Source organism: Collinsella sp. 1033st1_E11_1033SCRN_220408, assembly GCF_039062465.1.
Taxonomy (GTDB): domain Bacteria; phylum Actinomycetota; class Coriobacteriia; order Coriobacteriales; family Atopobiaceae; genus Parolsenella.
Genome location: NZ_JBCLNF010000010.1, coordinates 1 through 26,519, shown reverse-complemented (window position 1 = coordinate 26,519; position 26,519 = coordinate 1). Strand labels below are relative to the sequence as shown.

25 protein-coding genes are annotated in these 26,519 nt (G+C 62.3%); 22 read left to right on the top strand and 3 right to left on the bottom strand.

The genetic code is table 11. The features are described from left to right. Window positions 1-271: 271 nt before the first annotated feature. On the top strand, window positions 272-421 hold the full coding sequence (locus ABCN07_RS07020; RefSeq protein ID WP_293815408.1) for a hypothetical protein: 150 nt from the start codon (window positions 272-274) through the stop codon (window positions 419-421). 151 nt (window positions 422-572) lie between these two features. Here ABCN07_RS07020 and ABCN07_RS07015 read toward each other — a convergent pair whose 3' ends face one another. Both ABCN07_RS07015 and ABCN07_RS07010 read right to left on the bottom strand, forming a co-directional pair. Then, complete coding sequence (locus ABCN07_RS07015) at window positions 573-1,400, bottom strand: HAD family hydrolase (protein WP_343006005.1); 828 nt, start codon at window positions 1,398-1,400, stop codon at window positions 573-575. A 209-nt stretch (window positions 1,401-1,609) separates the two neighbouring features. Beyond that, window positions 1,610-2,473 carry a MurR/RpiR family transcriptional regulator gene (locus tag ABCN07_RS07010; RefSeq protein WP_343006004.1) on the bottom strand — a complete coding sequence of 288 codons (864 nt, stop codon included), beginning with the start codon at window positions 2,471-2,473 and terminating at the stop codon, window positions 1,610-1,612. Window positions 2,474-2,773: 300 nt separating this feature from the next. On the opposite strand from ABCN07_RS07010, the gene ABCN07_RS07005 reads away from it, so the two are divergent. From ABCN07_RS07005 to ABCN07_RS06945, 13 genes are all read left to right on the top strand, one after another. Then, complete coding sequence (locus tag ABCN07_RS07005; RefSeq protein ID WP_343006003.1) at window positions 2,774-3,976, top strand: MFS transporter; 1,203 nt, start codon at window positions 2,774-2,776, stop codon at window positions 3,974-3,976. A 130-nt stretch (window positions 3,977-4,106) separates the two neighbouring features. After that, entirely contained in the window at window positions 4,107-4,961 is an 855-nt protein-coding gene (locus ABCN07_RS07000; protein WP_343006002.1) for a class II fructose-bisphosphate aldolase, read from the top strand. A gap of 10 nt (window positions 4,962-4,971) precedes the next feature. Further along, window positions 4,972-5,400 (top strand): PTS sugar transporter subunit IIA, encoded by a 429-nt coding sequence (locus ABCN07_RS06995; protein WP_343006001.1) that lies wholly within the window; start codon window positions 4,972-4,974, stop codon window positions 5,398-5,400. Between the two features lie 33 nt (window positions 5,401-5,433). Next, a complete protein-coding gene (locus tag ABCN07_RS06990) occupies window positions 5,434-5,937 on the top strand; it encodes a PTS sugar transporter subunit IIB (protein WP_293836468.1) in 504 nt (167 codons plus the stop codon). 39 nt (window positions 5,938-5,976) lie between these two features. Next, entirely contained in the window at window positions 5,977-6,789 is an 813-nt protein-coding gene (locus ABCN07_RS06985) for a PTS sugar transporter subunit IIC (protein ID WP_343006000.1), read from the top strand. Beyond that, window positions 6,786-7,622, top strand: a complete 837-nt coding sequence (locus ABCN07_RS06980) for a PTS system mannose/fructose/sorbose family transporter subunit IID (RefSeq protein ID WP_320678812.1) — start codon at window positions 6,786-6,788, stop codon at window positions 7,620-7,622. The genes ABCN07_RS06985 and ABCN07_RS06980 overlap by 4 nt, the downstream gene beginning before the upstream one ends. 99 nt (window positions 7,623-7,721) lie before the next feature. Then, window positions 7,722-8,669: an aldo/keto reductase gene (locus tag ABCN07_RS06975; RefSeq protein WP_343005999.1), complete on the top strand. Its 948-nt coding sequence runs from the start codon at window positions 7,722-7,724 to the stop codon at window positions 8,667-8,669. Between the two features lie 2 nt (window positions 8,670-8,671). Next, window positions 8,672-9,763, top strand: a complete 1,092-nt coding sequence (locus tag ABCN07_RS06970) for an alpha/beta hydrolase (protein WP_343005998.1) — start codon at window positions 8,672-8,674, stop codon at window positions 9,761-9,763. A gap of 670 nt (window positions 9,764-10,433) precedes the next feature. Continuing rightward, on the top strand, window positions 10,434-10,724 hold the full coding sequence (locus ABCN07_RS06965; RefSeq protein ID WP_343005997.1) for a PTS transporter subunit IIC: 291 nt from the start codon (window positions 10,434-10,436) through the stop codon (window positions 10,722-10,724). 47 nt (window positions 10,725-10,771) lie between these two features. Beyond that, the gene (locus ABCN07_RS06960) at window positions 10,772-11,692 is read left to right on the top strand and encodes a PTS transporter subunit IIC (protein ID WP_343005996.1); all 921 of its coding nucleotides are present in this window, start codon (window positions 10,772-10,774) and stop codon (window positions 11,690-11,692) included. 161 nt (window positions 11,693-11,853) lie between these two features. Continuing rightward, on the top strand, window positions 11,854-12,138 hold the full coding sequence (locus ABCN07_RS06955) for a hypothetical protein (protein ID WP_343005995.1): 285 nt from the start codon (window positions 11,854-11,856) through the stop codon (window positions 12,136-12,138). Window positions 12,139-12,192: 54 nt separating this feature from the next. Then, a complete protein-coding gene (gene trpA, locus ABCN07_RS06950; protein ID WP_343005994.1) occupies window positions 12,193-13,443 on the top strand; it encodes a tryptophan synthase subunit alpha in 1,251 nt (416 codons plus the stop codon). A 15-nt stretch (window positions 13,444-13,458) separates the two neighbouring features. Then, window positions 13,459-15,600: an HTH domain-containing protein gene (locus ABCN07_RS06945; RefSeq protein WP_343005993.1), complete on the top strand. Its 2,142-nt coding sequence runs from the start codon at window positions 13,459-13,461 to the stop codon at window positions 15,598-15,600. A gap of 38 nt (window positions 15,601-15,638) precedes the next feature. Here ABCN07_RS06945 and ABCN07_RS06940 read toward each other — a convergent pair whose 3' ends face one another. Next, window positions 15,639-16,490, bottom strand: a complete 852-nt coding sequence (locus ABCN07_RS06940) for a MurR/RpiR family transcriptional regulator (RefSeq protein WP_343005992.1) — start codon at window positions 16,488-16,490, stop codon at window positions 15,639-15,641. A gap of 302 nt (window positions 16,491-16,792) precedes the next feature. On the opposite strand from ABCN07_RS06940, the gene gnd reads away from it, so the two are divergent. The 8 genes from gnd to ABCN07_RS06900 all read left to right on the top strand — a co-directional run bounded on the left by gnd (window position 16,793) and on the right by ABCN07_RS06900 (window position 26,475). Beyond that, a complete protein-coding gene (gene gnd, locus ABCN07_RS06935) occupies window positions 16,793-17,731 on the top strand; it encodes a phosphogluconate dehydrogenase (NAD(+)-dependent, decarboxylating) (RefSeq protein ID WP_343005991.1) in 939 nt (312 codons plus the stop codon). 3 nt (window positions 17,732-17,734) lie between these two features. Beyond that, entirely contained in the window at window positions 17,735-18,223 is a 489-nt protein-coding gene (locus ABCN07_RS06930; protein ID WP_343005990.1) for a PTS sugar transporter subunit IIB, read from the top strand. Between the two features lie 14 nt (window positions 18,224-18,237). Further along, window positions 18,238-19,008: a PTS sugar transporter subunit IIC gene (locus ABCN07_RS06925; RefSeq protein ID WP_343005989.1), complete on the top strand. Its 771-nt coding sequence runs from the start codon at window positions 18,238-18,240 to the stop codon at window positions 19,006-19,008. Window positions 19,009-19,010: 2 nt separating this feature from the next. After that, on the top strand, window positions 19,011-19,841 hold the full coding sequence (locus ABCN07_RS06920; RefSeq protein WP_343005988.1) for a PTS system mannose/fructose/sorbose family transporter subunit IID: 831 nt from the start codon (window positions 19,011-19,013) through the stop codon (window positions 19,839-19,841). 124 nt (window positions 19,842-19,965) lie between these two features. Then, complete coding sequence (locus ABCN07_RS06915; RefSeq protein ID WP_343005987.1) at window positions 19,966-21,156, top strand: amidohydrolase; 1,191 nt, start codon at window positions 19,966-19,968, stop codon at window positions 21,154-21,156. Window positions 21,157-22,060: 904 nt separating this feature from the next. Further along, a complete protein-coding gene (locus ABCN07_RS06910) occupies window positions 22,061-22,948 on the top strand; it encodes a UTP--glucose-1-phosphate uridylyltransferase (protein WP_343005986.1) in 888 nt (295 codons plus the stop codon). A 303-nt stretch (window positions 22,949-23,251) separates the two neighbouring features. After that, entirely contained in the window at window positions 23,252-25,270 is a 2,019-nt protein-coding gene (locus tag ABCN07_RS06905; protein ID WP_343005985.1) for an RICIN domain-containing protein, read from the top strand. Between the two features lie 167 nt (window positions 25,271-25,437). After that, entirely contained in the window at window positions 25,438-26,475 is a 1,038-nt protein-coding gene (locus ABCN07_RS06900; protein ID WP_343005984.1) for an RICIN domain-containing protein, read from the top strand. Window positions 26,476-26,519: the final 44 nt, after the last annotated feature.

Below are 26,519 nucleotides of genomic sequence, written 5' to 3'. Positions count from 1 at the left end.
GGTCCACGCGGGGGGGGTGGCTTGGAGGCACACATGGGCGCGCGTGCGCGGGCGAGGACGGCTTGGGGGCGTGTGTGGGCGCGCATGCGTGGACGTGGGCGGCCGCGAGTGTGCGGGCGGCCGTGCCCGGACAGCCGCACGGATGCAAGTGCGCACGCCTGCCCGCTCCTCTCCTTACAGAACTGAAAGCTGGGCGTAAGGCAAATCGATGGCACGTGACCTGGGCTTTCGCGACCATAGACAGTGAAAAGCGAAGGCTAAGGAGGCCATCATGAACAAGATGAACGACAACTGGTTCTGGCGTGCGAACGACATGGCGGTGGCGGGCGACATGAATCCCGTGGTACGCGTCCTGTGGGTGGCGCTCATTGTGGGCATCGGCATCGCGACCATGGCAACGCTGTGGGTTGTCACGAGGTAGCGGCGGGGCCGTCGCGGGGCGATGAACCTCGAGCCATGGGTGGTTGAGCGCGCATGCACATCAGGGCCCTCCACCTTTTCGGGAGGGCCTTTTCTTGTGCCGCAAAAGTGTGATTAGCAATTACGGACGAAAGTTTCGCCCGCTCCTCGCCCTAGCTCTGCTCCCGCACGATCTGCTCGATGAGCTGCGCGACGGAGTCCTCGGCGGCGTCGCCAATCAGGAAGTGTGCGGCCTCCTTGGCCTCTGGCGTCGCGCCCGCGACTGCGTAGGAGTGCGGCACCTTTTCGAGGAGCGTCACGTCGTTTTCCGAGTCTCCGATAAAAGCGACCTCGTCTAGCGTGATCCCAAGGCTGCCGAGCAGCGCGTCGAGCCCGTTCACCTTGCTCCAGCCGGCAGGAACAACATCCAGGAAGAACGGGGTGGGCGCTGGGAAATCAAGCTCTGGGCAGGTTCCCTTGCATTGGCTCCGAACGACTTCCGTCGGGGCGGAGTCAACGTTGACGAAGATGCCGGCGGTGATGACGTCGCGGTTCGTGGGCACATCTCCGGGCGTCATGTCCCTTCCGGAGTCCTCGACGACCCCCAAGGCGAATTCGTCATCGGGCTCGACGCCGCAGAGAAACTGCTCGCAGCGCATACCTGTCTCGTCGGCATCGGCGACTAGCCAGAGCGATGTCCCTGCGTAGGGGCGCACGGCACCCTCGAGCTTGATGAGCGCCTCCGTCGAGAGCGTCTTTTTGAACACGAGCTTGCCGCCGGAGAAGACCTTCTTTCCGTTGGCCATGATGCCGGTTGAGAAACAGCGCGTATCGCCGTCAAAGGCATCGGCGAGATCGACGTAGTCGCGGCCGCTCGCGGGGCCAAACGAGATTCCCGCCGCAAGAGCGGAGAGAATCGCCTGGTGCGTGCGCTCCGACACGACCCTTGAGCCAAACGGCAGCAGGGTTCCGTCCATGTCTGCGAGGATGAGCTTGATCATGCCGCCTCCTATGCCCCCGCTTGTGCGGTTGGCCATTTATCTGCGTGACGCTGACTGTGCTTCGTGCCGCGTGCGTTGATGCCGTGTGAGCTGCTGCGTGCCGTGCGCGTGGGCGCCGTGCGCGCTGGTGCCAGCCGTGCGCGTTGATGTCGCGCGTTGCTGCCCCGCGCGTTGCTGCCCCGCGCGCCGGTGCGCCGACACCCGTTAACCTAGCTGTACTGCCTGTCTCCCATGAGGTTCTTCGAGACGATTCTGTTGAGCTCGATGGGATCGTCCCAACAAGAGACGAGGAAGAGGAACAGCAGCTCGATAATGAAGTTGATCGAGTTGTGGGAGAAATAAATCTCGCTCCCGGTGATGGCTTGGTCGCGGGAAACGGCTCGAATGATATGCGTTGCGCGTTTTGCGAGGGGTGTATCGGGGCTGTCGGTAATCATCACGACGGGGGTATTCGAGTCCTCGGCGGAGTCAAAGATGTTGACGAGGCGCTTCGAGTATCCAGACGTTGAAATGACAAGCAAGACATCATTTTCCGTGAGGTTTGTGGCGACGGAAGCCATGGCCTCAGTGGTGCTGGGGCAAAAGGCCCTAACCCCAACTTGCGAGAACTTGAACGCAGCGTTTGCACCCATGTTGATCGTGTTGCCCACGCCGGCAACCAAAACGAGGTTAGCATTGTGAAGCAGGTTAACAACAGCCGCAAAGTCATCAGAGTCAATAAGCGAGGTCGTCTCGGCGAGCTCTTTGACCTTGTGCGACAAAACGTACTTAATCGATCCCTCGACGTTATCGAGGGTGACCTTGCCGCCGGTGGCCTTCTCTTCGCCGGATGCCCTGCTGATGGATATGCCGAGAGCCAGACGCATATCCGAGTACGTTCGGTAGTCAAGCGTCCTTGCGAACCTCGAGACGGACGCCGACGACGTGCCGGTCTCCGCTGCCAGTTCGCGAACGGTCATCGCCGCGACGTCAGACGGATGGTCGAGCACATACGTTGCGATTGCCTTTTCCGAGGGGGATAGGCTGCTCATGACCGCGCAGATGTGGCTGAGCACGTCCCCTGTCTTATCCATGGTCACTCCTTAGCCCTGGTTTGGTTTGTATGTTAGGGCAGGGGGGGGTGAAAACCGGGCAAGTTGTTTCAGAAATTTCGAAACAGCGTTTCACCGCTCATTTCCTACCGTTCGCGGCAAATCGGCGCTCCTTCGACACAACCCCAGCTCGAGCGGCTATCTTATGAGCCGTGAAACAACGGCACGATAACGATGAAACAACAGAACATCGTTCCAGAGTCTCGTAATTTCGTTTCACGCTAGATGGCGAAACACTCCGGCGTCCAGGCGGGGCCCGGCGACCAAGAAGGAGGAAGCGCGATGCAGAACGCCAAGGCAAACGTCAGCATGACTTCGCTGTTCTTCGCGAACGTCCTCTACTGGGTCTGCGCGGGCGTGTACTCGCCGTTCCTCTCCGCCCACTACACGGGGCTCGGCCTCAGCGCGGCTGAGACCGGCATCCTCCTCGCGGCGACTCCGGTGTGTGCGCTCGCCATCCAGCCGCTCTGGTCGACGATCGCTGACAAGCTCGGGCGTCGCCGCGCGGTTATCGTGGTCCTGTGCCTGGGCGCGGCAATCCTCGCTCCTCTGTACTACCTCGCCAAGACGTTCGTCCCGGTCCTTCTCGTGACCTTCGCGTTCTCGGCGTTCTTCTCGGGCCTTCTGCCCCTGAGCGACTCCCTCGTTATCGAACTCGCTGATCGCTCTGGCCTGGACTTTTCTCGCATCCGCATGGGTGGCACCATCGGCTATGCCATCGTCGTCCTGATTCTTGGCAAGCTGCTTGACGTGGCTCCCCAGATCCAGTTTGCGGTGGTCTCCGCCGCTCTGGTTATCTTCGCGGCCCACATGTGGCGCCTTCCCGAGGCGGGCGCTCGCGCCAATGCCACGGATGGCCCCAGGGTCTCCCACGGTAAGGGTCTCCTCTCGCTGTTCACCAGCAACGAGATCGCCTTCGTCTTGGTCTTCGCCTTCATCAGCTCGGCCGCGATCGGCTTCATCGGGGCGTTCTTGGGCCGCTACGCGGTCGAGCTTGGCGAGGGCCAGAACCTCGTGGGCGTGATGAGCGCCGTCTCCGCCGCGAGCGAGATTCCCATTCTGCTCGTCTCCTCCAGGCTGGTTAGGCGCTTCGGCGAGATGAACCTCCTGATCTTCTCCTGCTTCATGGCGGCGCTCAGGCTCGTGCTTGTGGGCACCGGCATCGTTCCGGTCATGATCTGCGGCCAGCTCCTTCAGAGCGTGAGCTACATGACCGTCTACTACTCCTGCGTTACCTACATTGCCAACCACACCTACGAGGATTGTCGCGCTCGCGGTCAGAGTGCCTTCGCGATGGTCCAGAGCGGCCTGTCCGTCGTGGTTGCGAACCTGTTTGGCGGTTGGGCGTGCGACGCATTTGGCACGCGTACTGGTTTCCTGATCTTCGCCCTCGCATCAACGATTGCTGCGGTCGTTGCTCTTGTGGCGTACGCGGCGTGGCGTCGCAACGCGGCGCCACAGCCTGAGACCCAGACGGCCGCATAGCTCTGCTCCACAAGCGTTTCCGCACTTCGGCGCCGCACCTTAACGGCTCCGCGCCTCACTTCGTGTTCAACCAGCTGACGAGCTGAGAACTGTCCGATCCAATGGTTATCCAGGTGAAAGGAAGACAAAGATGTCTCTCATCAAGGTCAACGAGCTTCTTCAGCATGCGACCGAGCACCACTACGGCGTGCCCGCTATCAACGTCATCAACACGGAGACCATCCGTTATGCGATCCAGGCCGCCGAGGATGAGCACATGCCCATCATCATCCAGTACTGGCCCGGCTTCGAGGACCACTGCGCCCTCGACATCATCGCCTTTGCCGCCCGCTACTACGCCGAGCGCGCCAGCGTGCCCGTCGCCGTCCACCAGGACCACTCCGCCGGCTACGAGATCGCCGTCAAGGGCGTCAAGGCTGGCTTCCCCTCCGTCATGGTCGACGGCTCCTCGCTTCCCTATGAGGAGAACTTCCAGCTCACGAAGGACGTCGTCCAGGTCGCGAAGATCTTCGATGTCGACATCGAGGCCGAGCTCGGCCACGTCGGCAACGGCTCCGACGCGAACGACTTCGTGAACAGCGATCACTACACCGACCCGAACCTCGCCGAGGAGTTCGTCGAGGGCACGGGCTGCGGCTCGCTCGCCATCGCCGTGGGCAACGCGCACGGCCCGTACGTCAAGGTGCCGAACCTCGACATGGAGCGCATCAAGGCCTGCAGGGAGGCCGTCAGCGTGCCCCTCGTTATGCACGGTTGCTCCGACATCCCTGACGAGCAGCTCCAGGAGGCCGTGAACCTCGGCATGAGCAAGTTCAACATCGCCACCGAGTACTTCCGCTCCATGTATCGCGCCTTCGAGAAGGACATCAACTCTGGCAAGAACGATGGCAACGGCATTGGCCTCCTGATGGATGCCGCCCCGGACATGCGCGCCTTCGTCGCCGGCAAGATCCAGCTCCTGAACCCGAACCACTACTCGCTCTAGGAGGGGCTTGATGAAGAAGATTCTTGTCGCGTCGCACGGCCACCTCGCAAGCGGAATCAGGAGCTCGATCGAGATTCTGACCGGCATGTCCAACCTGGTGGAAGCGGTTGACTGCTACGTCGACGACACGGACTTCACGCCGCGCATCGAAGCCTTCATTGACTCGGTGGGCCCTGACGACGACGCGGTCATCTTCACCGACATCTACGGTGGCTCCGTCTTCCAGAAGGTCGTCCTCATGGAGCCGGAGAAGCACGGAATCGTCCACGTCACCGGCATGAACCTCGGTCTCGTGATCGAGACGCTCATCAGCGCAGAGCCGGTCACGGCAGAGTCGATCAAGCAGAGCATTGAGCTTGCGAGGCAAACGATGCAGGTAGTGGAGCCGCCGAACAGCGTTTCGGACGATGGGGAATCCGACGGCGACTTCTTTGACTAACGGTCTATTCAATACGTGGGGAAGGGAACGGCAATGATTGTTCAGGTTCGAGTCGATGACCGTCTGATTCACGGACAGGTCGCCCTGGTGTGGACCAAGGAGCTCAACACCACCAGGATCATCGTCGCTAACAAGCACGCGGTGGAGAGCGATGCCCTTCGCATGACGCTTTCCATGGGCACGCCGGCGGGTCAGAAGCTACTCGTCAAGGACGTCCCGGATGCCTGCCGCATCGCGAACGACCCGCGTGCTGACTCCATGCGCATCTTCGCGCTTACCAACTGCGTGCGCGACGTGCTTGAGCTGGTCAAGGGCGCACCGGGCAAGATCGAGGGCGTGAACGTCGCGAACGTCGGCCGCTTCGATAAGTCTGATCCGGCCACCAAGGTCGCCCTTAACGACACGATCATGCTCAACCCGGACGAGCTTGCCGCGGCCAAGGAGCTTTGCGAGCAGGGTATTCCGGTCTTCCATCAGCTCATCCCGTCTCACACCAGGACTCCTCTCAAGAGCCTGATCGAGGCGGCGGAGAAGTAAGGGGCTGGCCGTCTGGCCAGACGAGGGAAAGGAAGTCAAATGATTGGGTTGGCAGTAATGGCCTGGTTGACCGTGCTGATTTGCTACGGTGGTAACTGGGTTCTCGGTCAGTGCATGATCGAGCGTCCTCTTGTGGTTGGCCTTGTTGCGGGCCTCCTGATGGGCGATGTTAAGACCGGTGTCATCATCGGTGCCTCTCTTGAGGCGATCTTCATGGGCGCGGTGAACATCGGTGGCGCTATCTCCGCCGAGCCCGTTACCGCGACCGCTCTCGCCGTTGCCTTCACCGTTGGCGCTGGCATTGACCAGGGCGCGGCCATCACGCTGGCTGTTCCCGTGGGCGTCGTTACCGCGTTCCTCTCGATCTTCATGAACAACGTGTTCCTTGCGTTCTTCGCCGGCACCCTCGACAAGATGGCCGCCGATGGCAACGAGAAGGGCCTTGCTTTCCAGCACTTCGTTCTGTGGTTTGTTAAGTACGCAGCCTTTGCACTCATCGCCTTCCTGGGTGTTTACCTTGGCGCCGAGCCTGTTGCCGCTATCGTCAACCAGATTCCGGCCAACGTCATGAACGGCCTCAACGCCGTGGGCGCCCTCCTGCCCGCCGTTGGTATGGCGCTCCTGCTCCAGATGCTCTGGAGCACCGAGCTCAGCATCTACTTCTTCCTGGGCTTCACGCTCTACCAGTACCTCGGCCTCCCGATGATCGCCATCGCCGTCCTCGGCCTCATCATCGCGGTTGCCTCCGCCCTCCGCGACAAGGAGATCTTCGACCTTAAGAAGAATGGCGTGGCTACCCAGGCCGTTTCCGGCGACTCTGCAACCAGCGACGAGGAGGATTTCTTCGCATGAGCAATCTGACCAAGAATGTGAGCCCTGAAGACAAGAAGATGCTCAACCGCATTTTCCTGCGCTCCTTCTCCGTGTTCGCTTCCTGCGCCGGCGGTTCCGTCAAGGCTGGCGCCGATGGTTGGCTGTACTCCGTCCAACCCGCTCTTAACCGCTACTACGCCGACGATCCCGAGGCTCGCGCCGACGCCATGAAGCGCCACACGACCTGGTACAACATCACCCAGAACGTCGGCACGTTCGCCATGGGCCTCGTCGCCTCCATGGAGAGGGAGAACTCCGAGCACGATGACTTCGATACCGAGTCCATCGACGGTATCAAGGTCTCCCTCATGGGCCCGATGTCCGGTATCGGCGACGCAATCTTCTGGGGCGTCCTGCGCGTCATCGCCGCCGGCATTGGCATCAACCTCGCCATGAGCGGCTCGCCCCTCGGCGCGATCATGTTCCTGCTGATCTACAACATCCCGTCGATTCTCTGCCGTTACTTCATGACCTACCTCGGCTTCAGCATGGGCACCAACTTCATCTCCGAGATGTACGAGGGTGGCCTCATGAAGCTCATCACCAAGGCCACCTCCACGGTCGGCCTCGTGATGATCGGCGCCATGACCGCGGCGAACGTCCATTTCAACACGATTCTGTCCATCCCGGTCCAGGATTCTGACCCGGTCATGATCCAGACCTACCTCGACTCGATCTTCAAGGGCCTCGTGCCCCTGGCCCTCACGCTCGTCGTCCTGTGGCTCCTGCGCAAGAAGAACGTCAACGTCAACATCATCCTGGTTGGCATCATGGTTCTCGCGCTCGTCCTCGGCCTCGTGGGTATCGTGTAAGGCGGCTTCCGGATTATCCGAAGCTTGTTCAAGGTAATTTCCGGCGGCACGCGTTCGAGCGCTTTCGACGCGTGCCGTCCTATTAGAAGGGGAAACAACATGCGCTACACGCACCTCAAGAACTCTGACGTTGACGTCTCCCAGCTCGCCGTTGGCACGTGGGCGATTGGCGGCGACTCCTTTGGCGAGAACGACAGCGACGCGGCCAGCATGTCCGCCATCCGCACGATGCTCGAGCACGGCGTCAACCTCGTCGACACCGCTCCGTGCTACGGCAACGGCACGTCCGAGAAGATCGTTGGCAACGCCCTTAAGGGCGTCGATCGCGAGAGCTACCTCCTCTCGACCAAGGTTGGCCTGATCACCAGCGCCGACGGCTATGACCGCGACTCCTCGTTCAAGAACATCATGAGGGAGGTCGAGAGCTCACTGCGCAACCTCCGCACTGACTACATCGACTTCTACTTCGTGCACTGGCCTGACGCCAAGACCCCGTTCTCCGAGACGATGTGCGCTCTTCAGCTCCTCAAGGAGCAGGGCAAGATTCGCCACATCGGCGTCTCCAACTTCACGACGGAGATGATTGAGGAGTGCGAGAAGGTCGCCCAGGTCGACGTTCAGCAGCCGCCCTACTCTATGGTTGATCGCTCCTCCGAGGACCTCATCAAGTGGGGCTACGAGCGCGGTATTGATTCCTTCACCTACGGCTCCCTCGGCGCGGGTATCCTGTCGGGCAAGTTCCGTGAGCTCCCGAAGTTCGAGGAGGGCGACGTCCGCGGCGGCTTCTACGATTACTTCCAGGAGCCCAAGTTCTCGCGCGTCCAGGAGCTGCTCAAGGTCATGGACGAGATCGCTGAGGCCCACGGCAAGCCCGTGGCGCAGGTTGCGGTGAACTGGAGCACCCAGAAGGAGTACGTGGGCACCGCTCTCGTGGGCGTGCGCACGGACGCCCACGCGATCCAGAACTGCGAGACGTTCGAGTGGGAGCTTTCCGCCGATGAGATGGCGAAGCTCGACGCCAAGCTCGACGAGCTGAAGATCGGCTAATCATGGAAGCCGAGGAGAGGAAGTACCCCACTTCCGAGCTTGAGGTACTTGAGAACGGCGTGAAGGAGGTCGTCGAGCCTAGCGGGCTCAAGCTTGTGCTGAAGCCCGTGCCGGGTGACGGCCGCGAGCACGTGCTCGATCCGCGCGTCTATGCTCGTGCGCACGCGAAGCTCGCCGCGGCTCCCGCGGCGGGGTCGGCGCCGGCCGGACCGGTGGACGTGATCGCGTGGCGCTCTGCGCCCAACAAGGAGACCCACGTCGTGAGGGGCGCGAACGTTGCCAAGAAGACCGTCGTCATGAACTTCGGCGACAGGGGCATCCCGCTGCACATCTTCACGCCGGAGGGGCACGAGGATGGATCTGCCGCGCTCGTGTTCATCCATGGCGGCGGCTTCATGGTGGGCAACATCGGCCAGTACGAGAACTGCCTGCGCGACATCGTGGAGCGCACGGGTTGCGTCGCGATCTATCCGGAGTATCGCCTGTCTCCCGAGACGATGTTCCCGGGTGGTGTCGAGGACTGCGTGAAGACGCTCGACTGGCTTGTCGAGCATGCGGATGAGCTGGGTGTCGATGCGACTCGTATTGCCGTGGCTGGCGACTCTGCGGGCGGAAGCCTGACGAACGCTGCCGTGCTCGAGGGCTCCCACGCGGATAGGATCAAGGCGGTTGTCGAGCTTTATCCGCTCGTTGACGGTGGCCCCGTTCCGGATGAGTGGTCCTATGACCTGTACGAGATCGTGGACGAGCAGAAGGCTGAGGCGCTGAGCAGGGTCGATCGCATTCGTCTTGCCAACGACGACCTTCCGCCCATGTACGTCAACGGCGACATGGACAAGATACTCGATCCGCTGATTTCCGCGCTGTTCGCGGAGGACGTGAGCGTGTTCCCGCGTACGGTGATCATTTCTTCTGAGTTCGACTTCCTACGCTACCAGGACGAGCTGTTCGCGAAGAAGCTGCAGGACGCGGGTGTTGACGTTACCGCGATTCGTTACTGCGGCTGCGACCACGGCTTCTTTGAGGCGTATGGCGTGATGCCCCAGGCGGAGGACGTCTGCCGCATCATCTCCGAGGAGATTGCGAAGATCTAAGGGCTTGCCGAGACAGGCTCGCAGGGGGTTACCTGGCCCGCTCGGACGCGTTTTGCGCCCGGGCGGGCATTTTGTGTCTGAAGTGCGGGACGGGTGGCGCCGTTCCGAGCGGAGACCCTTCGAGTTCGCTGATTCCGCGTGGTGAGTGCATGGTGCTGGCAGGTGATTCGCGTTGAGAATTGCTCGGCGGGGCCGCTTCGGGGCGTCCCTTAATAGTAATTTTCATGCCGGTGGTCAAAAACATACGCGCGGCGGACAGATTCGCGACTGTCCCTCGTCCTTATGGGACAACTTGCTTGATTACAGTCAAGTAACTGGCCTTCCTCCGAACCGAAATGGCTCGTGTGAGGGGCAAAACGCGTCTGGGTGAACCTCTCCGGGCCCCAATTCGCCCCTATTTGGCGGTCGGACGGCCTCAGGGCGTCCGCCGCGCGCATGTTTTTGGCCACCCCTCGGAAGATTAGTTTTTCGAGCGACACGCGCCTGGCGACTCCGCGTGAGGAAACGCGCCCGGCGACTCCAAGAACCGTGTTTATCGTCGCGCTTGTGCCCGCGCCGCCATTCGCCTGTTCAAAGTTGCAGGATTTCACGGTGAAACAACTGGTCATTTTGGCAGGCATTGCCGCCCATAAACTTTGTCCCAAGGGAACTCTCAGAAAGGGAGGCACTAATGGACGTCATTATGGGCGCCTTGAACTGGTACGCGGCGCTGCCGTCATCCGTCATGGTCATGATCGGAATCTTCCTGGTCGGCTTGCTTCTCGCCAGGCTGAAGGTGGGCGAGGCCCTGCGCTGCTCCATCTACGTCGCCGGCGCGCTTGTTGCGATGAGCACCATGGTCGGCATGTTCTCCGGCGCGGCAACCCCGATCCTCATGCAGGTCGTTGAGGCGACCGGCCTCAAGCTTGACATCATCGACCTCGGCCTTGGCTCGGCGTACTCCTCCGTCCTCTCCCCCTGAGCTTCTACGCGGTCCTCCTCGTCGTCGGCCTTGCCGTTAACGCCCTGATGATCGTCCTCAAGCTCACGGACACCTTCGACGTCGACGTCTTCAACTACTCCGTGTGGGCCCTGGCCTTGTCCTACGTCTGGGCGATCACCGGCAGCGTTCCCCTCGCCATCGTCGCCTACATCATCAATGAGGTAGTCGTCCTCAAGCTCGCCGACATCACCGCGCCCGCTATCCAGGATGCCTACGGCCTCGACGGCGTCTCCATCCCTCACGGTAACGCCATCATCTTTGCCCCGGTTGGTATGGCCGTAAACTGGGTCATCGAGAAAATCCCCGCCCTTGCCAAGATCGACTGGAGCACCGACAAGATCGAGGAGCGCTTCGGCGGCCTCATCTCCCCGTCCATGATCGGCTTCGTCATGGGTATCGTTCTCGGCATCGCCGGCGGTCAGAATGTGGGTCAGACCCTTCTCCTTGGTGTCACCATCGCCGCCTTCATGATCGTCTTCCCGCGCGTTGAGAACGTCCTCGTCGAGGGCATCACCCCGGTCGCCGACGGCATGCGCGAGATCTGCGCCAAGAAGTTCAACCGTGAGCTCAACATCGGCCTCGACGCTGCCATCCTCATCGGTATGCCCGACGTCATGGCAACGGGCATCCTGGTCACCCCGGTCGTGCTCCTGCTCGCGTTCATTCTCCCGGGTAACCGCGTCCTGCCCATGGCTGACCTCGCCATCGCCGCTCCGTTCCTGATCAGCTGCTGCATGCCCTTCTGCAAGAAGAACATCTTCCGTGGCTTCATCGCGGGCGTCATCGTCATGATCATCACGCTCTACGTCTGCACCGCGACGGCTGGCTGGTACACGCAGTGTGCAGCGATGAACGGCCTGCCCTTCGAGTCGATTTCCACGACGCTGGGCATTGGCTCGAGCTGGGTCGCGTGGGCTATCGGCCAGGTATTCGCGCTCTTCGCCTAACGGCTCCCTTCTCCGGACGACGGCGCGGAGTCCCTCCTCGGAGCGCCGCCGTCCTCTCCGCTCTCAATTGGTACGACGCTCGGATCTGAGCACCGCGACGTCGTACCAAGGCGTGCAACCTCGCACGCATTTCTAAAACCCCAAATCGTCAGGAGGCACTTATGGAAACCAAGAAGATCGTCGTCGCCTGCGGAACCGGTGGCGTGACCTCGAAGAACATCGCAATGAAGATCGAGAAGTACCTCAAGGGCAAGGGTGTCGATGCCAAGACCTCGACCTGTCGCGTGAGCGAGGTGGCCGCCCTGGTCTCCCAGATTCACCCGGACGTCGTCTGCTCGGCGACGCAGCTGCCGCCGCTCGACGTACCCACGATTAAGGCGACCGCCATCCTGACGGGCGTCGGGGCGGACAAGGTCTTCGAGCAGATCTACGACATCGTGAAGTAAAGGACGCTGCGGACGGCGCGAAAACGCCGTCCCATGCGTTCGGGAGAGACTAACGTGAGCGAGAAGATTGCGATAAAACCCGAGCTGGTGATTCCAGAGCTCGTGGCGGCCGATTCGCAGGACGCGATCAGGCAGCTTGGCGAGACGCTCGTCTCCGCAGGCTATGCGAAGGACTCCTACGTAGACGTGGTGCTTGAGCGCGAGAAGAACTATCCCACCGGAATCGAGTTTCCCCTCTGCGGCGTCGCGATGCCCCATGGCGAGCCGGATGACGTTCTTGGCGCGGCAATCGCGATCGGCCGCTGCGTCAGCCCCGTTCCCTTCAAGCGGATGGAGGACTTCTCTCAGGAGGTGGGCGTTCGTCTCGTCGCGATGCTCGCGGTGGCGGACCCCTCCGAGCATCTCGATGTTCTTGGCAAGCTGATAGCCGCCTTCTCCGATGAGGGAACGTGCGCGGCGCTTCTGTCCAGCGATGACCCGGTGACGATCGCGAAGGTCGTCGACGACGCAATTAACGGGGGAGTGACCATGAATCACATGGAACAGGTTCTTAGCGAGAAGAAGACTGCCGGGCGCAAGGTCTTCGTGGGGTACTTTTCCCTGGGCGACCCCGCGATGGGCGACCAGGTCGAGCGCGCGGGCGAGTTCATCGCCGATGGCGTTGACGTTCTTGAGCTTGGCATTCCGTACGAGAATCCTGCGCTTGACGGGGCAGTCGTCTCCGCGTCGATGGCGCGCGCCCTCGAGGTGACGACGCCCACCGCGGCGATGGACTCGATTGCCGAGCTCAGGACGGCATATCCTGACGCGTGCCTCCAGATCATGTGCTACTACGAGACGATCGAGGCCATGGGCATCGAGGCGTTCTGCGAGCATGCTGCCGCCATTGGAGCAGATGGCGTGCTGGCGCCCAACGTGCCAGACGAGGCAAAGCCGGCCCTGGCGGAGGCGCTCGACCGCGCGGGCCTTCTCCAGCCGCTGTTCGTTCCCGTCGATCTGGCAGATGCCGACGTCGCCGCCCTTGCCGAGGCGGGCCGCGGGTACATGTTCCTGCAGGCGCAGGAGGGCAAGACCGGGGCTCGCGATGGCGTGTCTCCGCGCGTCGAGGACAACGTCAGGCGCCTGCGGGAGGCTGGCGCCACGGCTGCGCTTTGCGCGGGGTTTGGCATCTCGAAGCCGCAGCAGGTCAAAGACCTGATGGCTATGGGCGCCGACGGCGTTATCGTAGGAAGCAGCATCATCGATGCGGTTATCGCGGGTAACTCCCGTGAGTACATCTCGTCGCTAAGGGCGGCGCTGGACTAGACGAGGAGCGTGCGAATGCGACAGATGAGCGCTCGCTCGTGGGACATCCTGCAGTGTCTCATGAAGGATCCGTTCACTGCCATGACGGCGCAGCAGCTCGCGCGCAAGCTCGGCGTCTCCGAGCGAACCGTAAGGTATGAGATCGCCGCGCTCTCCGATTGGCTCGGGGAGCGCGGCGTTGCGCTCGAACGGGTTCCGCGTAAAGGGTTCTTCGTGGCCTCGCAGGACGTCGCCCGTGCCGCCGAGATTGCGTTCGAGGGCGAGGGTGCGCCGGATGCGGAGAGCGTGTACCTCTCCGCCGAGCAGCGTGCGAACGCCATCGTTGCCGCGTTGCTTGACGAGACGTGCCCCAAGACCATGGCGGGCATGGCCGAGGCACTTGGCGTGAGCCGCGCCACTGCCGCGCGCGACCTGAAGCGCGCGGGGGAGTGGCTCGCCTCGCACGGCGCGCCGCTCATCGCGACGCCGCACGGCGGCTGGTCCCTCGAGGCGAGTGAGTACCGCCGACGCCAGGTGATGGCGGAGTTCGTCAGGGAGGGGCTCGGCGGATACGCCGGCCTTCTTGCGGCGTCTACCACGGACTATGACGAGGAGATTCGCAAGAAGGGCTTCGTCTGCGAAGAGCAGCTCGAACGGATGGCCACGGCGCTCGATCGCTACCTCGATGAGACGAACGACGACCTGACGGATGCCGCCTTCATCGAGATGACGTGCTATCTCAACGCCGTGCGTCACAGGACGTGCCAGGGGCACTACGTCTCCGAGCTTCCCGGCGGCCTTGACGAGGTGCCGACGGATGAGCGCAGTGCCCTCGAGGCGCTACTCACTGCCATCGGGGCCGAGACGGAGGGCGAGAGCCTCTCGCGCGAGGTCGAGGCCTTGGCTGCCATGCTTGCCGCTTCGCCTCGCATGCGCGCGGATTCTTCCGGCGTGATCCGCGCGGGTACGGCGGAGCGCATCCTGAACACGCTGCTCTCCGTTGCTTCGGAGGAGACGGGCTGCGACCTCTATCTCGACACGGAGCTCGTCGATGGTCTCCGCGTGCACGTCCGCGCACTGCTCGCGAGGGAGAGGCTGGGCCTCCAGGCGAAGTGCGAGCTCTTGCCGGATATCCGCAAGCGTTTCCCCGAGCTCTTCGAGACGTGCGCCCGGGCGATGCTCGCCGCGCAGGGGGAGTATGGGCTGAGCGCGATCGACGATGAGGTCGCGTTCGTGGTCCTGTACGTGGGTGCCGCGCTCGAGAGGCTGCGTCAGGGGCCGACGATCGACCGCTCTGTTCGCGCAGTTCTTGTCTGCGGGGCGGGTATCGGGACGGTCGCGTTTCTGTCGAGATCGCTCGCGAAGGAGTTTTCGCATCTCGAGATAGTCGCGAAACTCTCGGCTCGCGACTGCTACGCGTTCGACTATTCCGGCGTTGACGTCGTGTTGACGACGGTCGAGCTGCCGCAGGCGCTGCCGCGGCCGGTCATTCGCGTTACGCCCATGCTGACGCGCGTCGACGTGCGCAGAATCGAGGCGTTTCTACACTCGCCTGCGAACGGCGACGAGGGCGTATTCGTCTCGCGCCTGCTTGACGTGGTGCGCGCGAACTGCGACGTGCGCGATGAGGAGGCGCTGGAGCGGGGCGTCCGCGAGCTTCTTGGCATGGGTGGCGGCGAGGAACGTGGCAAGCTCGTGCTTCCCGGATTCCTGGGGCTCGACGAGCTCGTGAGCGAGGAGTTTGTCGAGGTTGGCGTTGTGGCTGAGACGTGGGAGGATGCCGTTGCCAGGGCGTCGAGGCCCTTGCTCGACGCTGGATGGATGACGGAGGACTACTACCGCGGGATTCTCGACTTTGCCAAGCGCTACGAGCAGTTTGGCGTGATCCTCGCGCCGCTCTGCGCTCCGCATACGGAGCCGGACGAGAGGAACCGTCCCGCGATATCCGTGGTGACTCTGGCGGAACCCGTGCGTGTGAGGATGAGCGGGGAGGACGTGCCGCTGAGCGTCGTCATGGTGTTGTGCCTACAGACGCCGGTCGCGCATTCTGCGGCTCTCGATGAGCTGTTCAGCATCGTAGACGAGTATCCGGGGTTCATTCCCGCGCTTGAGGCTGCCGCGAGCCCGGCTGCGCTCGTTAGCGCTGTCTCCGAGTACTGCCGCCGCGTCCGAGCGTAGGGTGCGGGCGGTGCGGCGTGCGCGATGCTGTCCGCCCGCTATTCCTCCTTTGTGGGAGAAATGGCGTTGCGGATGCGGCGCAGGGGCTCCTTTGCCTGGTCCTGGCTGGCGAACATCACGATTGTGAATAGCGAATCAACGATGGCGAGCTGGGCGATCCTGCTCGAGAGTGACTCAGAGCGATAGCCGGTCTCCTCGGAAGAAGAGAGGAGGATGACGTCGGCGAGTTTGGCAAGACGCGGCGACGAGTAGCTCGTGATTGCGATGACGCTCGCGCCTGCATCGTGGGCGATGTTCGCGATATCAAGCGTGTCGCGCGTGAGGCCCGTGTGCGTTGTGACGACGGCACAGTCGCCAGGCTTGAGCAGGGCCGCCTGCATACGCTGGACGTGGACGTCCATGCCGTACTGCACGTGAAGCGGCGAGCGCATGAACTTGTGGAAGGCGTCGTACGCGACGACGTTGGAGCCGCCAACACCAAAGAAGGATACGGTGCCAGCTTCGAGTAGAAGCTGGCTCGCGCGTTCGACGCTGCTCGCGCTGAGGAGCGCGTTGGTGTCTTGAAGCGACTTGACGCTGGAGGAGAAGACCTTGTGCGCAATGGCGAGGGCGTCGTCCTTCTCGTCGATGTTCTCGTGAATGGAGACCTCGGGGTCGAACTCCTCGGAGAGAAGCTCGTTTCTAAAGTCGCGGAAGCCCTTAAAACCAAGCTTCCTCGTGAACTGGAAGACGGTTGACGGGGCGATTCCCAGCGAGTCGGCGATCTCGTTAATCGTCATTCGCGAAACTTTTTTCGGGTTCGAAAGGATAAAGTCAGCGATGCTCGCTTCCTTTGTGCTGAGCGAACGATAGAGCGACCTGATCGCGAATTGAATCGACTGCTGTGCCATTTCGGTCACCATCCTGATAAATCCCTGGTCTTTGGCCCATTCTATCGAGTCTTCTAGACCTCTGCCTATCTTAATTTGCCATTCGCGGCCGAAACGCGGCCATTCACCGCAACAAAAATTACTTCTTCGACAATAATATCAGACCGAAAAAACTTCGCATATAATGACGCCAGCTTCCGAACGGAGTTTTTCGGGTGTTGGCTTCCAGAAGGCAACAAGCTTGGTGGGCTGTGACTGCGCAAGAGCGGCGAGAGTAAACCGAACCAGCCGACAGCACGCCCGCCTTAAGCACGACGAAGAGGGTGGTGCATTTGGAGATCGGAATTGTAGGACTTGGAAAAATGGGGGCCAATATCGCCCTTAACCTGGCTGATCATGGGCACAAAGCGGTCGGGTTCGATTGTTCAGAAGCTTCTGTGGCTGCCGCCGCTGCATCAGGTATCGAAGTCGCCCCCACGCTCGAGGCCCTTGTCGAAGCACTTCCCATGCCGCGAGTCCTTTGGGTCATGGTGCCCTGCGGCGAGCCGACGGAGTCCTGCGTGACGAGCCTTCTGGAGATTCTCGACAAGGGTGACATCCTCATCGACGCGGGCAACTCCTTCTACAAGGATTCGCAGCGCCACGCGGCGATGGCCTCGGAGAAGGGCGTTCGCTTCCTTGACGCCGGAACCTCCGGCGGAAAGTCGGGCGCTCGCAACGGCGCGTGCATCATGGTTGGCGGAGACCGTTCGGCGTTCGATCACGTCGAACCCGCCCTCAAGGACCTTACCGTCGAGGGCGGCCTGCTCTACACCGGTCCCGCCGGGAGCGGCCACTTCATGAAGATGGTTCACAACGGCATTGAGTACGGAATGATGCAGTCGATCGGCGAAGGCCTTGCCGTGATGCGAGCGAGCGGGTTTGACTATGACCTCGAGGCGGTGGCTCACAACTGGAACCACGGCTCCGTTATTCGCGGCTGGCTCATGGAGCTCATGGAGGACCAGCTTGCCTCGCATCCGGACCTCGCTGACATCCGCGGCGTCGTCGCTGCGAGTGGCGAGGCCAAGTGGACCGTGGAGACGGCGCTCGACCTCGAGGTTCCCGTCCCTGTGATTGCCCTCTCGCTCATGGAGCGCAACGCCACCCAGATCGAGGATTCCTTCTGTGCCAAGGCCGTGAGCGCGCTGCGCAACGGCTTTGGTGGCCACGAGTACGTGGGGTTTGACGGACAGAATCACACGAGCGCGGAGGAGAAGTAACCGATGGCAGAGATTAAGCTGGCGCGTGTCGACTATCGCCTGGTCCACGGGCAGGTCGTGACGCAGTGGGTGAAGATCTGCGGAGCGGACCGCATCATCATCGTGAACGACGAGCTTGCGGCCGACGAATTCATGGCTGATATCTATCGCATGTCCGCTCCCGCGGGAGTGTCCGTTGAGGTCAAGACCGTCGACCAGGCCTGTGAGGAGTACAAGGCTAATGCCTTTGGCGGCGGCAAGCTCCTCGTCCTCTTCAAGTGCGTCGAGGATGCGCTCGCCGCGGTCCGCGGTGGCGTTGAGCTCGCAGACGTCCAGATTGGCGGGCTCGGTGGCGGCGCCGGGACGACGACCGCGTTTGGTATCGCATTCAGGCCGTCTGACGTTGACGCCATGAAGGCGCTCGACCAGGAAGGCGTCCACGTCCACGTTCACGTCGTTCCCGCGCAGCAGGATGTTGAACTCCCTGACCTTATTAATAAGCTCGGCTTCTAGGAGGCGTATCGAAGATGTCTGGCATCGCAATCGCTCTGTTCTGTGGCCTCTGGCAGGTGATCTCGACAACCGACTTCGGCTACACCCTGTCTGACACCCTTGGCCAGCCCGTAGTGGTGGGTGGCGTCGTGGGTCTGCTCATGGGAGACGTCCAGACCGGACTCGTCCTCGGCGGATCGCTCGAGCTGCTCTACCTGGGCATTATCTATCCTGGCGGAACCGTGCCTGCGTGCGCGTCCTCCGCGGCACTCATTTCGATTCCCATCGCCATCTCCACGGGGCTCGACGCTGGTGCGGCGACGGTTCTCGCCGTTCCGTTTGGCATCCTCGGCTCCGCGCTCTGGACGCTTAAGGGTGCTGCCAACAACATCTGGTCCGTCAGGGTCGATGCCTGCCTCGAGAAGAACGACTTCCGCGGCGTGCGTATAAACACGACGATCCTGCCGCTGCTCGTCTCCGCCGTCATCTTCTTTGTGCCGGTGTTTCTCTGCAACATCCTCGCTGCGGAGGTAGTGACGGCGATGATTGACGCGATCCCCGAGTGGGCTATGAATGGCATCGAGGTTGCCGGCTCTCTGCTGCCCGCCATCGGCTTCTCCATTGCGATCTCGATGATTGGCAGGAAAGAGATCATGCCGTTCTTCTTCATTGGCTACTTCGCAGTCCAGTATCTCGGCCTTGGCGCCATTGCTATCGCCATCTTTGGCGCATGCGTTGCGGTTATCTACTACTTCCTGGGTAATGCCCCCGAGAAGCAGCCCGTTACTAACAAGGGAGGCGAATAGCCATGGCAGAGGAAGAGAAGGGCCAGCAGATCCTCACCAAGAAGGACATCAACAATGCCTGGCGCACGTGGTGGCTGTATGCCGAGGTTCAGAGCAACAACGTCGTGTTTCAGGGCCTTTCGCACATGCTGTCGCTCATGGATTCGCTTCGCAAGCTCTACCCGGATGACGACGACTACCGCGAGGCGCTTAAGCGCAACAGCCAGTTTTACAACACGGAGGGCACCATCGGCGCTGTCGTGAACGGCATGACGCTTTCGATGGAGGAGGAGCGCGCGACGGGTGAGAACGTGCCCGACGAGGTCATGTACTCCATGCGCACGGCGCTCATGGGCCCTATGGCCGGCATCGGCGACAGCCTTGTCTGGGGAACCTGCAAGACCATCTCGCTTTCGATCGCGACCACGTTTGCCCTCTCGGGCAACCTGCTCGCTGTTCCCGTGGCGCTGATGTTCCCCCTGGTGACGTACTTTATCGGTCGCTGGCTGTATGGCCTTGGCTATGATCTTGGCCGCACCGCTGTCATGAACATGCTCAAGAGTGGCATCATGGACAAGATCATCATGGCGTGCGGCATGCTGGGCCTTATGGTCATGGGCGCCCTCTCCGCCGAGAACGTGGCGCTTGAGATTGCGACGGAGTTCACCCTCGAGAACGCGGCTGACCCCATCTCGATCCAGGGGATGATCGACGCGGTGGCACCCGGCCTTCTGCCGCTTGCGGTGATTGGGCTGATTTCCCTCTATCTCAAGAAGCACAACAATAAGTATGGCCTGCTGATCCTTGCGATCATCGCCCTTTCGATTGTGGCGAGCTTCTTCGGGATTGTGTAGATCTGGACGGGGCGTCGTTGAGTCTAGACTTTGGGCTCGCGTGCGATTGCTTGGGTGGCGCTCGGGCCATTGCGCCCGGGCGCCACTTTCGATATCTAGCTCATGGCATGAGAGGTGGTTCACGATGCTTCAAGACGAAGTGAGGAAGTTCGTTAACGATGCCGTTGACGGGGACATCGACGCCATGTGGGCCGTATCCAAGGATATCCATGCGCATCCGCAGATTGGCTTCGAGGAGACCTACGCGAGCGCGCTCTGCCGAGAGGTCCTTGCGAAGGAGGGCTTTGCCGTCGAGGACGCATGCGAAAACCTGCCCACGGCCTTCAGGGCTTCGTGGAACAACGGTGGAGGCCCTCGCATCGCCTTCTTTGCGGAGTACGACGCGCTTCCGGAGCTCGGCCACGCGTGTGGGCACAACCTCATCGCCACGAGTGCCATGCTTGCGGGCATTGCCGCGAAGCGCGCCATGGCGCAGTTTGGCGTTGCCGGCTCGATCGAGGTCTTTGGAACGCCGGCGGAGGAAGACGGCGGCGGCAAGATCATCATGCTCGAGAGGGGCGCGTTCGATGGGCTGGATGCCGTCTATCTCATGCATCCCACGAGTGCGATGACACGGATTGGCGGGGAATGCACATCGTTCAAAGGCGCGTACATCACCTATGTAGGCAAGCCCGCGCACGCGGAGTCTCATCCGGAGGAGGGCGTGAACGCCTTCGACGCCGCGTCGCTGTTCCATCAGGCGCTGGGCGTCTCTAGGCAGCAGCTTCCGGATGACGTGCACGTCTGTGACGTGATCCTCGACATCTCGAACGACATCGGGCGCATCCCGGCGAGGGCCAAACTCGAGGTAGAAGTGTCTTCCACGAACGGCTCCCACGTCGATCCGGCGATGGATGTTGTGAGGCGTGCGGCGCGTGGCATCGCCATGGCGACGGGGTGCGAGGTTGAGATCGAGGAACTCGGCGGGTATCTGGGCCGCATTCCCAATTCCGTGCTGGGCGACGCCGCGCGCGGGGAGCTCGAGGCCTTTGGCGAGCCGGTTATGGAAGGGATGCCCGGCGACAAGGGCGGCGAGGATTTGGGCGATGTGAGCCGCGTTATCCCGGCGTGCAACATCTTTGGGACGATCCTGCCGGAGAAGAAGATCTCTGGGCATACGCCCGAGTTCCGTGAGCTGGCGATTTCCGAGAACGGGCGGCACTGCCTGCTCGTGACGAGCAAGGCGATGGCGTGCGCGGCCCTGGATCTGCTGCGCAACCCGGAGCTTCTCGCGGCGGCGCGCAAGGAGCTGGCGGAAAGGCTGGCTGGGGAGTAGGCGCGTGAGCGGTGTGTGCGTGACTGTTCGGGGGTCCTTCCCGCTGCGGGGGAGGGCCTCTTTTGTGCGAGCAGTGGTTTGGGCGCGAATGCGCCGCGGGACCAGGCGCGAGGTGTCGCGATCGGGTCTTGGCGGTGTGCGGGAGCTCCATCGGTGGGCGTTGCGCGTCGTCGTTGAGCTAAGCCAAGGCTGAATTCGATGTCTCCTAATAGTAATTTCTGTGCTGGTGGCCAAAAATGGTCGCGCGGCGGACAGAATGGCGAGCGTCTCTCGTTTCTGTGGCGCCAGTTGCTTGATTGTGGTCAAGTAACTGGCCTTCTATCGGACCGAAATGACTTATGAGAGGGGCAAAACGCGTTCGGACGATCCTCTTCGGGCCTCGAATCAACCCACGTGGAAGCCTAAACGGCCTCCGAGCGTCCGCCGCGCGCATGTTTTTGACCACCCCTAGGAAGATTGGGCTCCCGGACGGGTGTGCCGAGTGGCTCCGCGCGCGAAAGAGGGTGCGGCGTTCAGGTCGAATCTTGTAAGCGAAAGCGGATTTGGCGACCCGGAGAATTGCGATGATCGTTGTGCTTGCACGTCTACGTTGCAGGCGAGCTGGCGGCACTGCTATAACGGCTCTACTACCTGCGCAAACGTAAAATCCGAATCAAATCGACGGAAAATCCGAATGCTACGCGCATGAAAATCCGAATTCAAGGACGACTTGTGGCGTGTCGCGCGGCTACTCGCCGCCCACCCGACATGCCCGCCCCGCCGCCTGCGCATATCCCGTGGTATTTTGCGAGTGCGCTCGTTTTGCGGCCGTTCAGGGCGCACTATATGCAACGCAGCCGTTGGCAAGCTGCGATTACAAGCCAAATCAACAAGCCAAACAACAAACCAAACGGAGGGCAACGCAATGAAGTCCATTATCCCCGCCGCCGGTCTGGGTACCCGTTTTCTCCCCGGTACGAAGGTCACGCCCAAGGAGATGCTTCCCGTTCTCGATAAGCCCGTCATCCAGTACGTGGTGGAGGAGGCTCTGGCCCCGGCCGAGGTCGACGAGTGCATTATCGTGAGCTCTCCCTCGAAGCCCCAGATCGCCAGCTACTTCACGCGCGATCCTGGCCTGGAGGACCTTCTGCGCTCTCGCGGCAAGGACGCCTACGCCGATGCCATCGCGGAGGCCGGCAGCGTGCCGGTGAGCTTCTGCTACCAGAGCGAGCCCCGCGGCCTCGGCCACGCGGTGCGCTGCGCGTCGTTCGCCACGAACGGCGAGCCGTTCTTCGTGCTCCTGGGCGACTACGTCGTACCTGACAAGAAGATCCTCCCGCGCATGAAGGAGGTCTCGGACGCGCACAACGGCGCTTCCGTCATCGCCGTGGCGGCGTGCCCGGCGGACGAGGTCTCTCGCTATGGCATTATCGCCGGCGAGCCCGTGGGTGCCATCTCGGACTTCCCGGGTGCAACCGGTGACGAAGAAGGCGCCGTCTGGCGCATGACCGGCATGGTCGAGAAGCCTGCTGCCGAGGACGCGCCCAGCCGCCTGTTCGCCGTCGGCCGCTACCTGCTGTCGCCGCGCGTGATGGAGCTCCTGTCCGATCAGCAGCCCGGCGCCGGCAACGAGATCCAGCTCACCGACGCCATGGTTCGCGCCATGGCCGAGGAGGAGTTCTACGCCCTGGTCATCGACGTGCACGAGGGCTATGACACCGGTACCCCCGCCGGCTGGATCGCCACGAACGCCCGCCTCGCCGCGGCCGACCCGCGCTTCGCTGCTGCCTTCCAGGAGGCCATGGAGGCGTAGGGGTCGTTCGTCTCTGCCGGGCAGCGACTTTCCCTCTAATAATCGATAAGGTGCCGCGTTTTGCATCGGCGAAGCGCGGTGCCTTTCTTTATGGCGTGGCCGACGCCTCGGGCGATTTCGGCTCCCGAGCGCTGCCGCTCGCGCCACGCCATCGTCCTGGGCGGCGCGGTCATCTCCAACGCTGCCCCTGCTGATCTTTTTGCATGTTCCGGCGTCGCCTCCATACACTAATCCGCTCGGGATGCTATCGTTTTTGCTTCTGTACGTGCCCGCCTCTCGGGCGTGCAAAACGTTGGGAGTTTCATGCGCTCCATACGACTAATCGCTTTTAAGTCCGCCATTGCGGTCTCGGCGCTGGCGGGTATCCTTGCCGTCGCGCCTGCGGTCGCCTCGGCCGATGCCGTTTCCGATCTCTACGGGGCCGAGTACGATCGCGTCGCCGTCCTCGAAGCTGGCGACAACAGCTTCGAGCCCGAGGCTGCCGCTGCCGACGATACCGCCGCCGGCGACTCCGACGCGGGCATCATGCTCCTCGATGCCGGCCGGGTCGCGAGGCCCCTGTCCCCCCGCGACGTCTCTCCCGAGATGCTCTACTTCTGCAGGTGGGAGAGCGGCCAGAACTACGACCAGGGCCTCAGCTGGGGCGATGGCTATCACGCCATGGGCTACTTCCAGTTCGACAACCGCTATGACCTCGGGCCCTTCCTCTATTCGGTCTACAGCTACAACCCCACCAAGTACTCGGCGCTCAAGGTCCTCGGCGACAAGTACGGGTGGAACGTGAACAGGGACACGAGGAAGGGCGGTGACTTCACCGAATTCGGCAAGGACCTTAACGCCGCCTGGCACGCTTGCTACAACGCCGACCCGACTGAGTTCTCCGGCCTCCAGAACGACTGGGCCTATACGCAGTACTATGACAGCAGCGACGGCATCCGCGGGAGCCTCGTCGAGCTGGGCATCAACATCGATGACCGCTCCGATTGCGTGAAGAGCCTCGTCTGGGGCATGGCCAACCTCTTTGGCAAGGGCGGCGGCAAGTACGAGATCCGCAATGGCAACTACTGGGGTGCCATCTGGTTCATCAAGAACTCTGGTATCAATAGTTCCATGGATGACGAGACCCTCGTTACGACGCTGTGCGACTACGTTATCAACAACGTGGCCAGGCGCTATCCCAGTCAGCCGCAGTATCACCAGGGCTGGCAGAACCGTTATCGCGATGAGAAGGCGCACTACCTCGCTGTTATTAAGGAGGCGGCTGCGAGCGACCGCAAGTCTCTTGACGCGCTGGCGGCTGCCAATCGCGATGCTATTGCTGATGGCGCATACGTCATCAGAGCGCTCTGTTCCAGCAGGGCCGTTCTGGACGTTGCCCGTGCCAGCACCGCGAATGGCGCCAATGTTCGCATTTGGGAAGCGGATAACTCAGACAGCCAGCGTTGGATTGTGTCGCACGACTCCGCCGGCTACATCACCTTCACCAATGTGAAATCGGGGAAGGTCCTCGAAGCCACTGGCAGCACGGCGGGCGAGGGCGTTAATGTTCAGCAATGGCAGGGGTCTGGCGCTTGGAACCAGAAGTGGATTGCCGTGCCTGACTCTCGCGGCGGCGTAACCCTGGTCTCCGCGCTGCGCTTGAATCGTGCGCTCGATGTCGCCGGCGGCGCGTCGGCGTCTGGCACGAACGTGCAGATTTGGACCACCAACGGCGGTGCTGCCCAGTCCTTCCAGTTCATGAACGCCCACCTTGGGGTGTTCTCGGACATTTTCGTCGATTCTCCCCACGCGAACGACGTGGCATGGCTGTACGAGACCGGGATTTCCACCGGCTTCGACAACGGCGACGGCACCTTCGCCTTCCAGCCCTACGCCTCGGTCGCCCGCTGCGACATGGCCGCGTTCCTGTACCGCGTCGCGGGGTCGCCCGCCTACGAGGCCCCCGCGTCCTCGCCCTTCTCCGACGTCACCCCGGACACCCCGCACTACCGCGAGATCTGCTGGCTCGCCGAGAGCGGCGTCTCCCGCGGCTTCGGCGACGGCACCTTCCGCCCCTACGCCACGGTGGTCAGGCAGGACATGGCCGCGTTCCTGCGCAGGCTGAGCTCCCGGGCGGGCCACGACGTCTCGTCCGTGGGCGGGAGCCCCTTCTCCGACGTCCGCGACGGCGACGAGGCAAACCACGCCTCCGACGTCTGCTGGCTCGCCGCCAACGGCGTGTCCGCCGGCTTCCCGGACGGCACCTTCGGCGGAATGCGCAACGTCGCCCGCTGCGACATGGCCGCGTTCCTGCGCAGGATGAGCGACAAGGGCCTCGTGTAGGCCCGACCGCGCCCAGCTGCTGCCCGGCGCTCCAGGCGGCGGCATCTCGCATAGACCCCCGTCACCGACCTTTATTGCCACCCTGGACGCGGCTTGCGCCCAGGGTGGTATCGTTACGACAAGCTATGCCTGTTAGTTGGCTTAAAACGCGATCGTTGGGGGGTCCCATGCGCTCTTTACGCCCAGCCGTGCTCAAGTCGCTCGCCGCTGCCTCCGTGGTGGCATGCGTCCTTGCTCTCGTCCTCGCCCCTGCGCCTGCCTCGGCGGATGTCAACGAGTCGCTCGACGCTCAGGTCGGCGCCAGCGGCGACGCCCCCGTGACGGGCGATCCACAGCCCATGGCCACGCGCGAGGCCCTCGACGCACTCGCCGATGCCAACCGTGCCACCATCGCCGACGGCACCTATGCCATCAAGGCGCTTTGCTCTGATGGTAGCGTTCTGGATGTCGAGGGTTCGAGCGCAAGCTCCGGCGCTAACGTCCGTATTAGCGATGCTACGTCGCTTGATAGCCAGTGCTGGACTGTTTCGCACGACGCGGCGGGTTACGTCACCCTCACCAATGTCGGGAGTGAAAAGGTCCTCGCTGTCACGTGGGGCACCGCCAACAAGGGCGATAACGTTGAGCAGCGCGATGCCACCGACACCCTGAACCAGAAGTGGATCGCGATCCCCGACTCCAACGGCGGCGTGAAGCTCGCCTCCGCGCTTCGCTCCGGCCGCGTCCTGTCCGTGGACGGCACCAACGTCCAAATCTGGAGCACCAGCGATGACGCCTCGCAGTCCTTCTCGTTCGAGCCTGCCAAGACGTGGCGCCAGACCCTCGATGACCTCGCGGACGCCAATCGCGCCACCATCGCGGACGGCACCTATGCCATCAGGCCGTTTTGCGCCAATAGGGGAGTCCTCGACGTAAGCGGCGGTAGCGCCGCGAATGGTGCCAACGTGCAGATTTGGGATTCCAACATGGGCGGCCAGCAGCACTGGACCGTCTCGCATGACGCGGCGGGCTACGTCACACTCACCAACGTCGGGTCGGGTAAGGTCCTCGCCACCGCAACGAGCGGCGGCGCGAAGGGTGACAACGTCCAGCAGTGGCAGGACAACGGAGCCTGGAACCAGAAGTGGGTCGCGGTACCCGCCTCTAACGGCGGCGTGACGCTCGTTTCCGCGGGGTTGATTTCCGATCCCAACCGAACACATTGAGCTGACGGCACGCTCCCGCAGTTAACCGAACGCCCCCGAGGTCC

What these genes read in the sequence shown, in the direction of transcription:
- ABCN07_RS07020 (WP_293815408.1), top strand. Translation starts at nt 272, where the DNA reads ATGAACAAGATGAACGACAACTGGTTCTGGCGTGCGAACGACATGGCG.
- ABCN07_RS07015 (WP_343006005.1), bottom strand. Translation starts at nt 1,400, where the DNA reads ATGATCAAGCTCATCCTCGCAGACATGGACGGAACCCTGCTGCCGTTT.
- ABCN07_RS07010 (WP_343006004.1), bottom strand. Translation starts at nt 2,473, where the DNA reads ATGGATAAGACAGGGGACGTGCTCAGCCACATCTGCGCGGTCATGAGC.
- ABCN07_RS07005 (WP_343006003.1), top strand. Translation starts at nt 2,774, where the DNA reads ATGCAGAACGCCAAGGCAAACGTCAGCATGACTTCGCTGTTCTTCGCG.
- ABCN07_RS07000 (WP_343006002.1), top strand. Translation starts at nt 4,107, where the DNA reads ATGTCTCTCATCAAGGTCAACGAGCTTCTTCAGCATGCGACCGAGCAC.
- ABCN07_RS06995 (WP_343006001.1), top strand. Translation starts at nt 4,972, where the DNA reads ATGAAGAAGATTCTTGTCGCGTCGCACGGCCACCTCGCAAGCGGAATC.
- ABCN07_RS06990 (WP_293836468.1), top strand. Translation starts at nt 5,434, where the DNA reads ATGATTGTTCAGGTTCGAGTCGATGACCGTCTGATTCACGGACAGGTC.
- ABCN07_RS06985 (WP_343006000.1), top strand. Translation starts at nt 5,977, where the DNA reads ATGATTGGGTTGGCAGTAATGGCCTGGTTGACCGTGCTGATTTGCTAC.
- ABCN07_RS06980 (WP_320678812.1), top strand. Translation starts at nt 6,786, where the DNA reads ATGAGCAATCTGACCAAGAATGTGAGCCCTGAAGACAAGAAGATGCTC.
- ABCN07_RS06975 (WP_343005999.1), top strand. Translation starts at nt 7,722, where the DNA reads ATGCGCTACACGCACCTCAAGAACTCTGACGTTGACGTCTCCCAGCTC.
- ABCN07_RS06970 (WP_343005998.1), top strand. Translation starts at nt 8,672, where the DNA reads ATGGAAGCCGAGGAGAGGAAGTACCCCACTTCCGAGCTTGAGGTACTT.
- ABCN07_RS06965 (WP_343005997.1), top strand. Translation starts at nt 10,434, where the DNA reads ATGGACGTCATTATGGGCGCCTTGAACTGGTACGCGGCGCTGCCGTCA.
- ABCN07_RS06960 (WP_343005996.1), top strand. Translation starts at nt 10,772, where the DNA reads ATGATCGTCCTCAAGCTCACGGACACCTTCGACGTCGACGTCTTCAAC.
- ABCN07_RS06955 (WP_343005995.1), top strand. Translation starts at nt 11,854, where the DNA reads ATGGAAACCAAGAAGATCGTCGTCGCCTGCGGAACCGGTGGCGTGACC.
- ABCN07_RS06945 (WP_343005993.1), top strand. Translation starts at nt 13,459, where the DNA reads ATGCGACAGATGAGCGCTCGCTCGTGGGACATCCTGCAGTGTCTCATG.
- ABCN07_RS06940 (WP_343005992.1), bottom strand. Translation starts at nt 16,490, where the DNA reads ATGGCACAGCAGTCGATTCAATTCGCGATCAGGTCGCTCTATCGTTCG.
- ABCN07_RS06930 (WP_343005990.1), top strand. Translation starts at nt 17,735, where the DNA reads ATGGCAGAGATTAAGCTGGCGCGTGTCGACTATCGCCTGGTCCACGGG.
- ABCN07_RS06925 (WP_343005989.1), top strand. Translation starts at nt 18,238, where the DNA reads ATGTCTGGCATCGCAATCGCTCTGTTCTGTGGCCTCTGGCAGGTGATC.
- ABCN07_RS06920 (WP_343005988.1), top strand. Translation starts at nt 19,011, where the DNA reads ATGGCAGAGGAAGAGAAGGGCCAGCAGATCCTCACCAAGAAGGACATC.
- ABCN07_RS06915 (WP_343005987.1), top strand. Translation starts at nt 19,966, where the DNA reads ATGCTTCAAGACGAAGTGAGGAAGTTCGTTAACGATGCCGTTGACGGG.
- ABCN07_RS06910 (WP_343005986.1), top strand. Translation starts at nt 22,061, where the DNA reads ATGAAGTCCATTATCCCCGCCGCCGGTCTGGGTACCCGTTTTCTCCCC.
- ABCN07_RS06905 (WP_343005985.1), top strand. Translation starts at nt 23,252, where the DNA reads ATGCGCTCCATACGACTAATCGCTTTTAAGTCCGCCATTGCGGTCTCG.
- ABCN07_RS06900 (WP_343005984.1), top strand. Translation starts at nt 25,438, where the DNA reads ATGCGCTCTTTACGCCCAGCCGTGCTCAAGTCGCTCGCCGCTGCCTCC.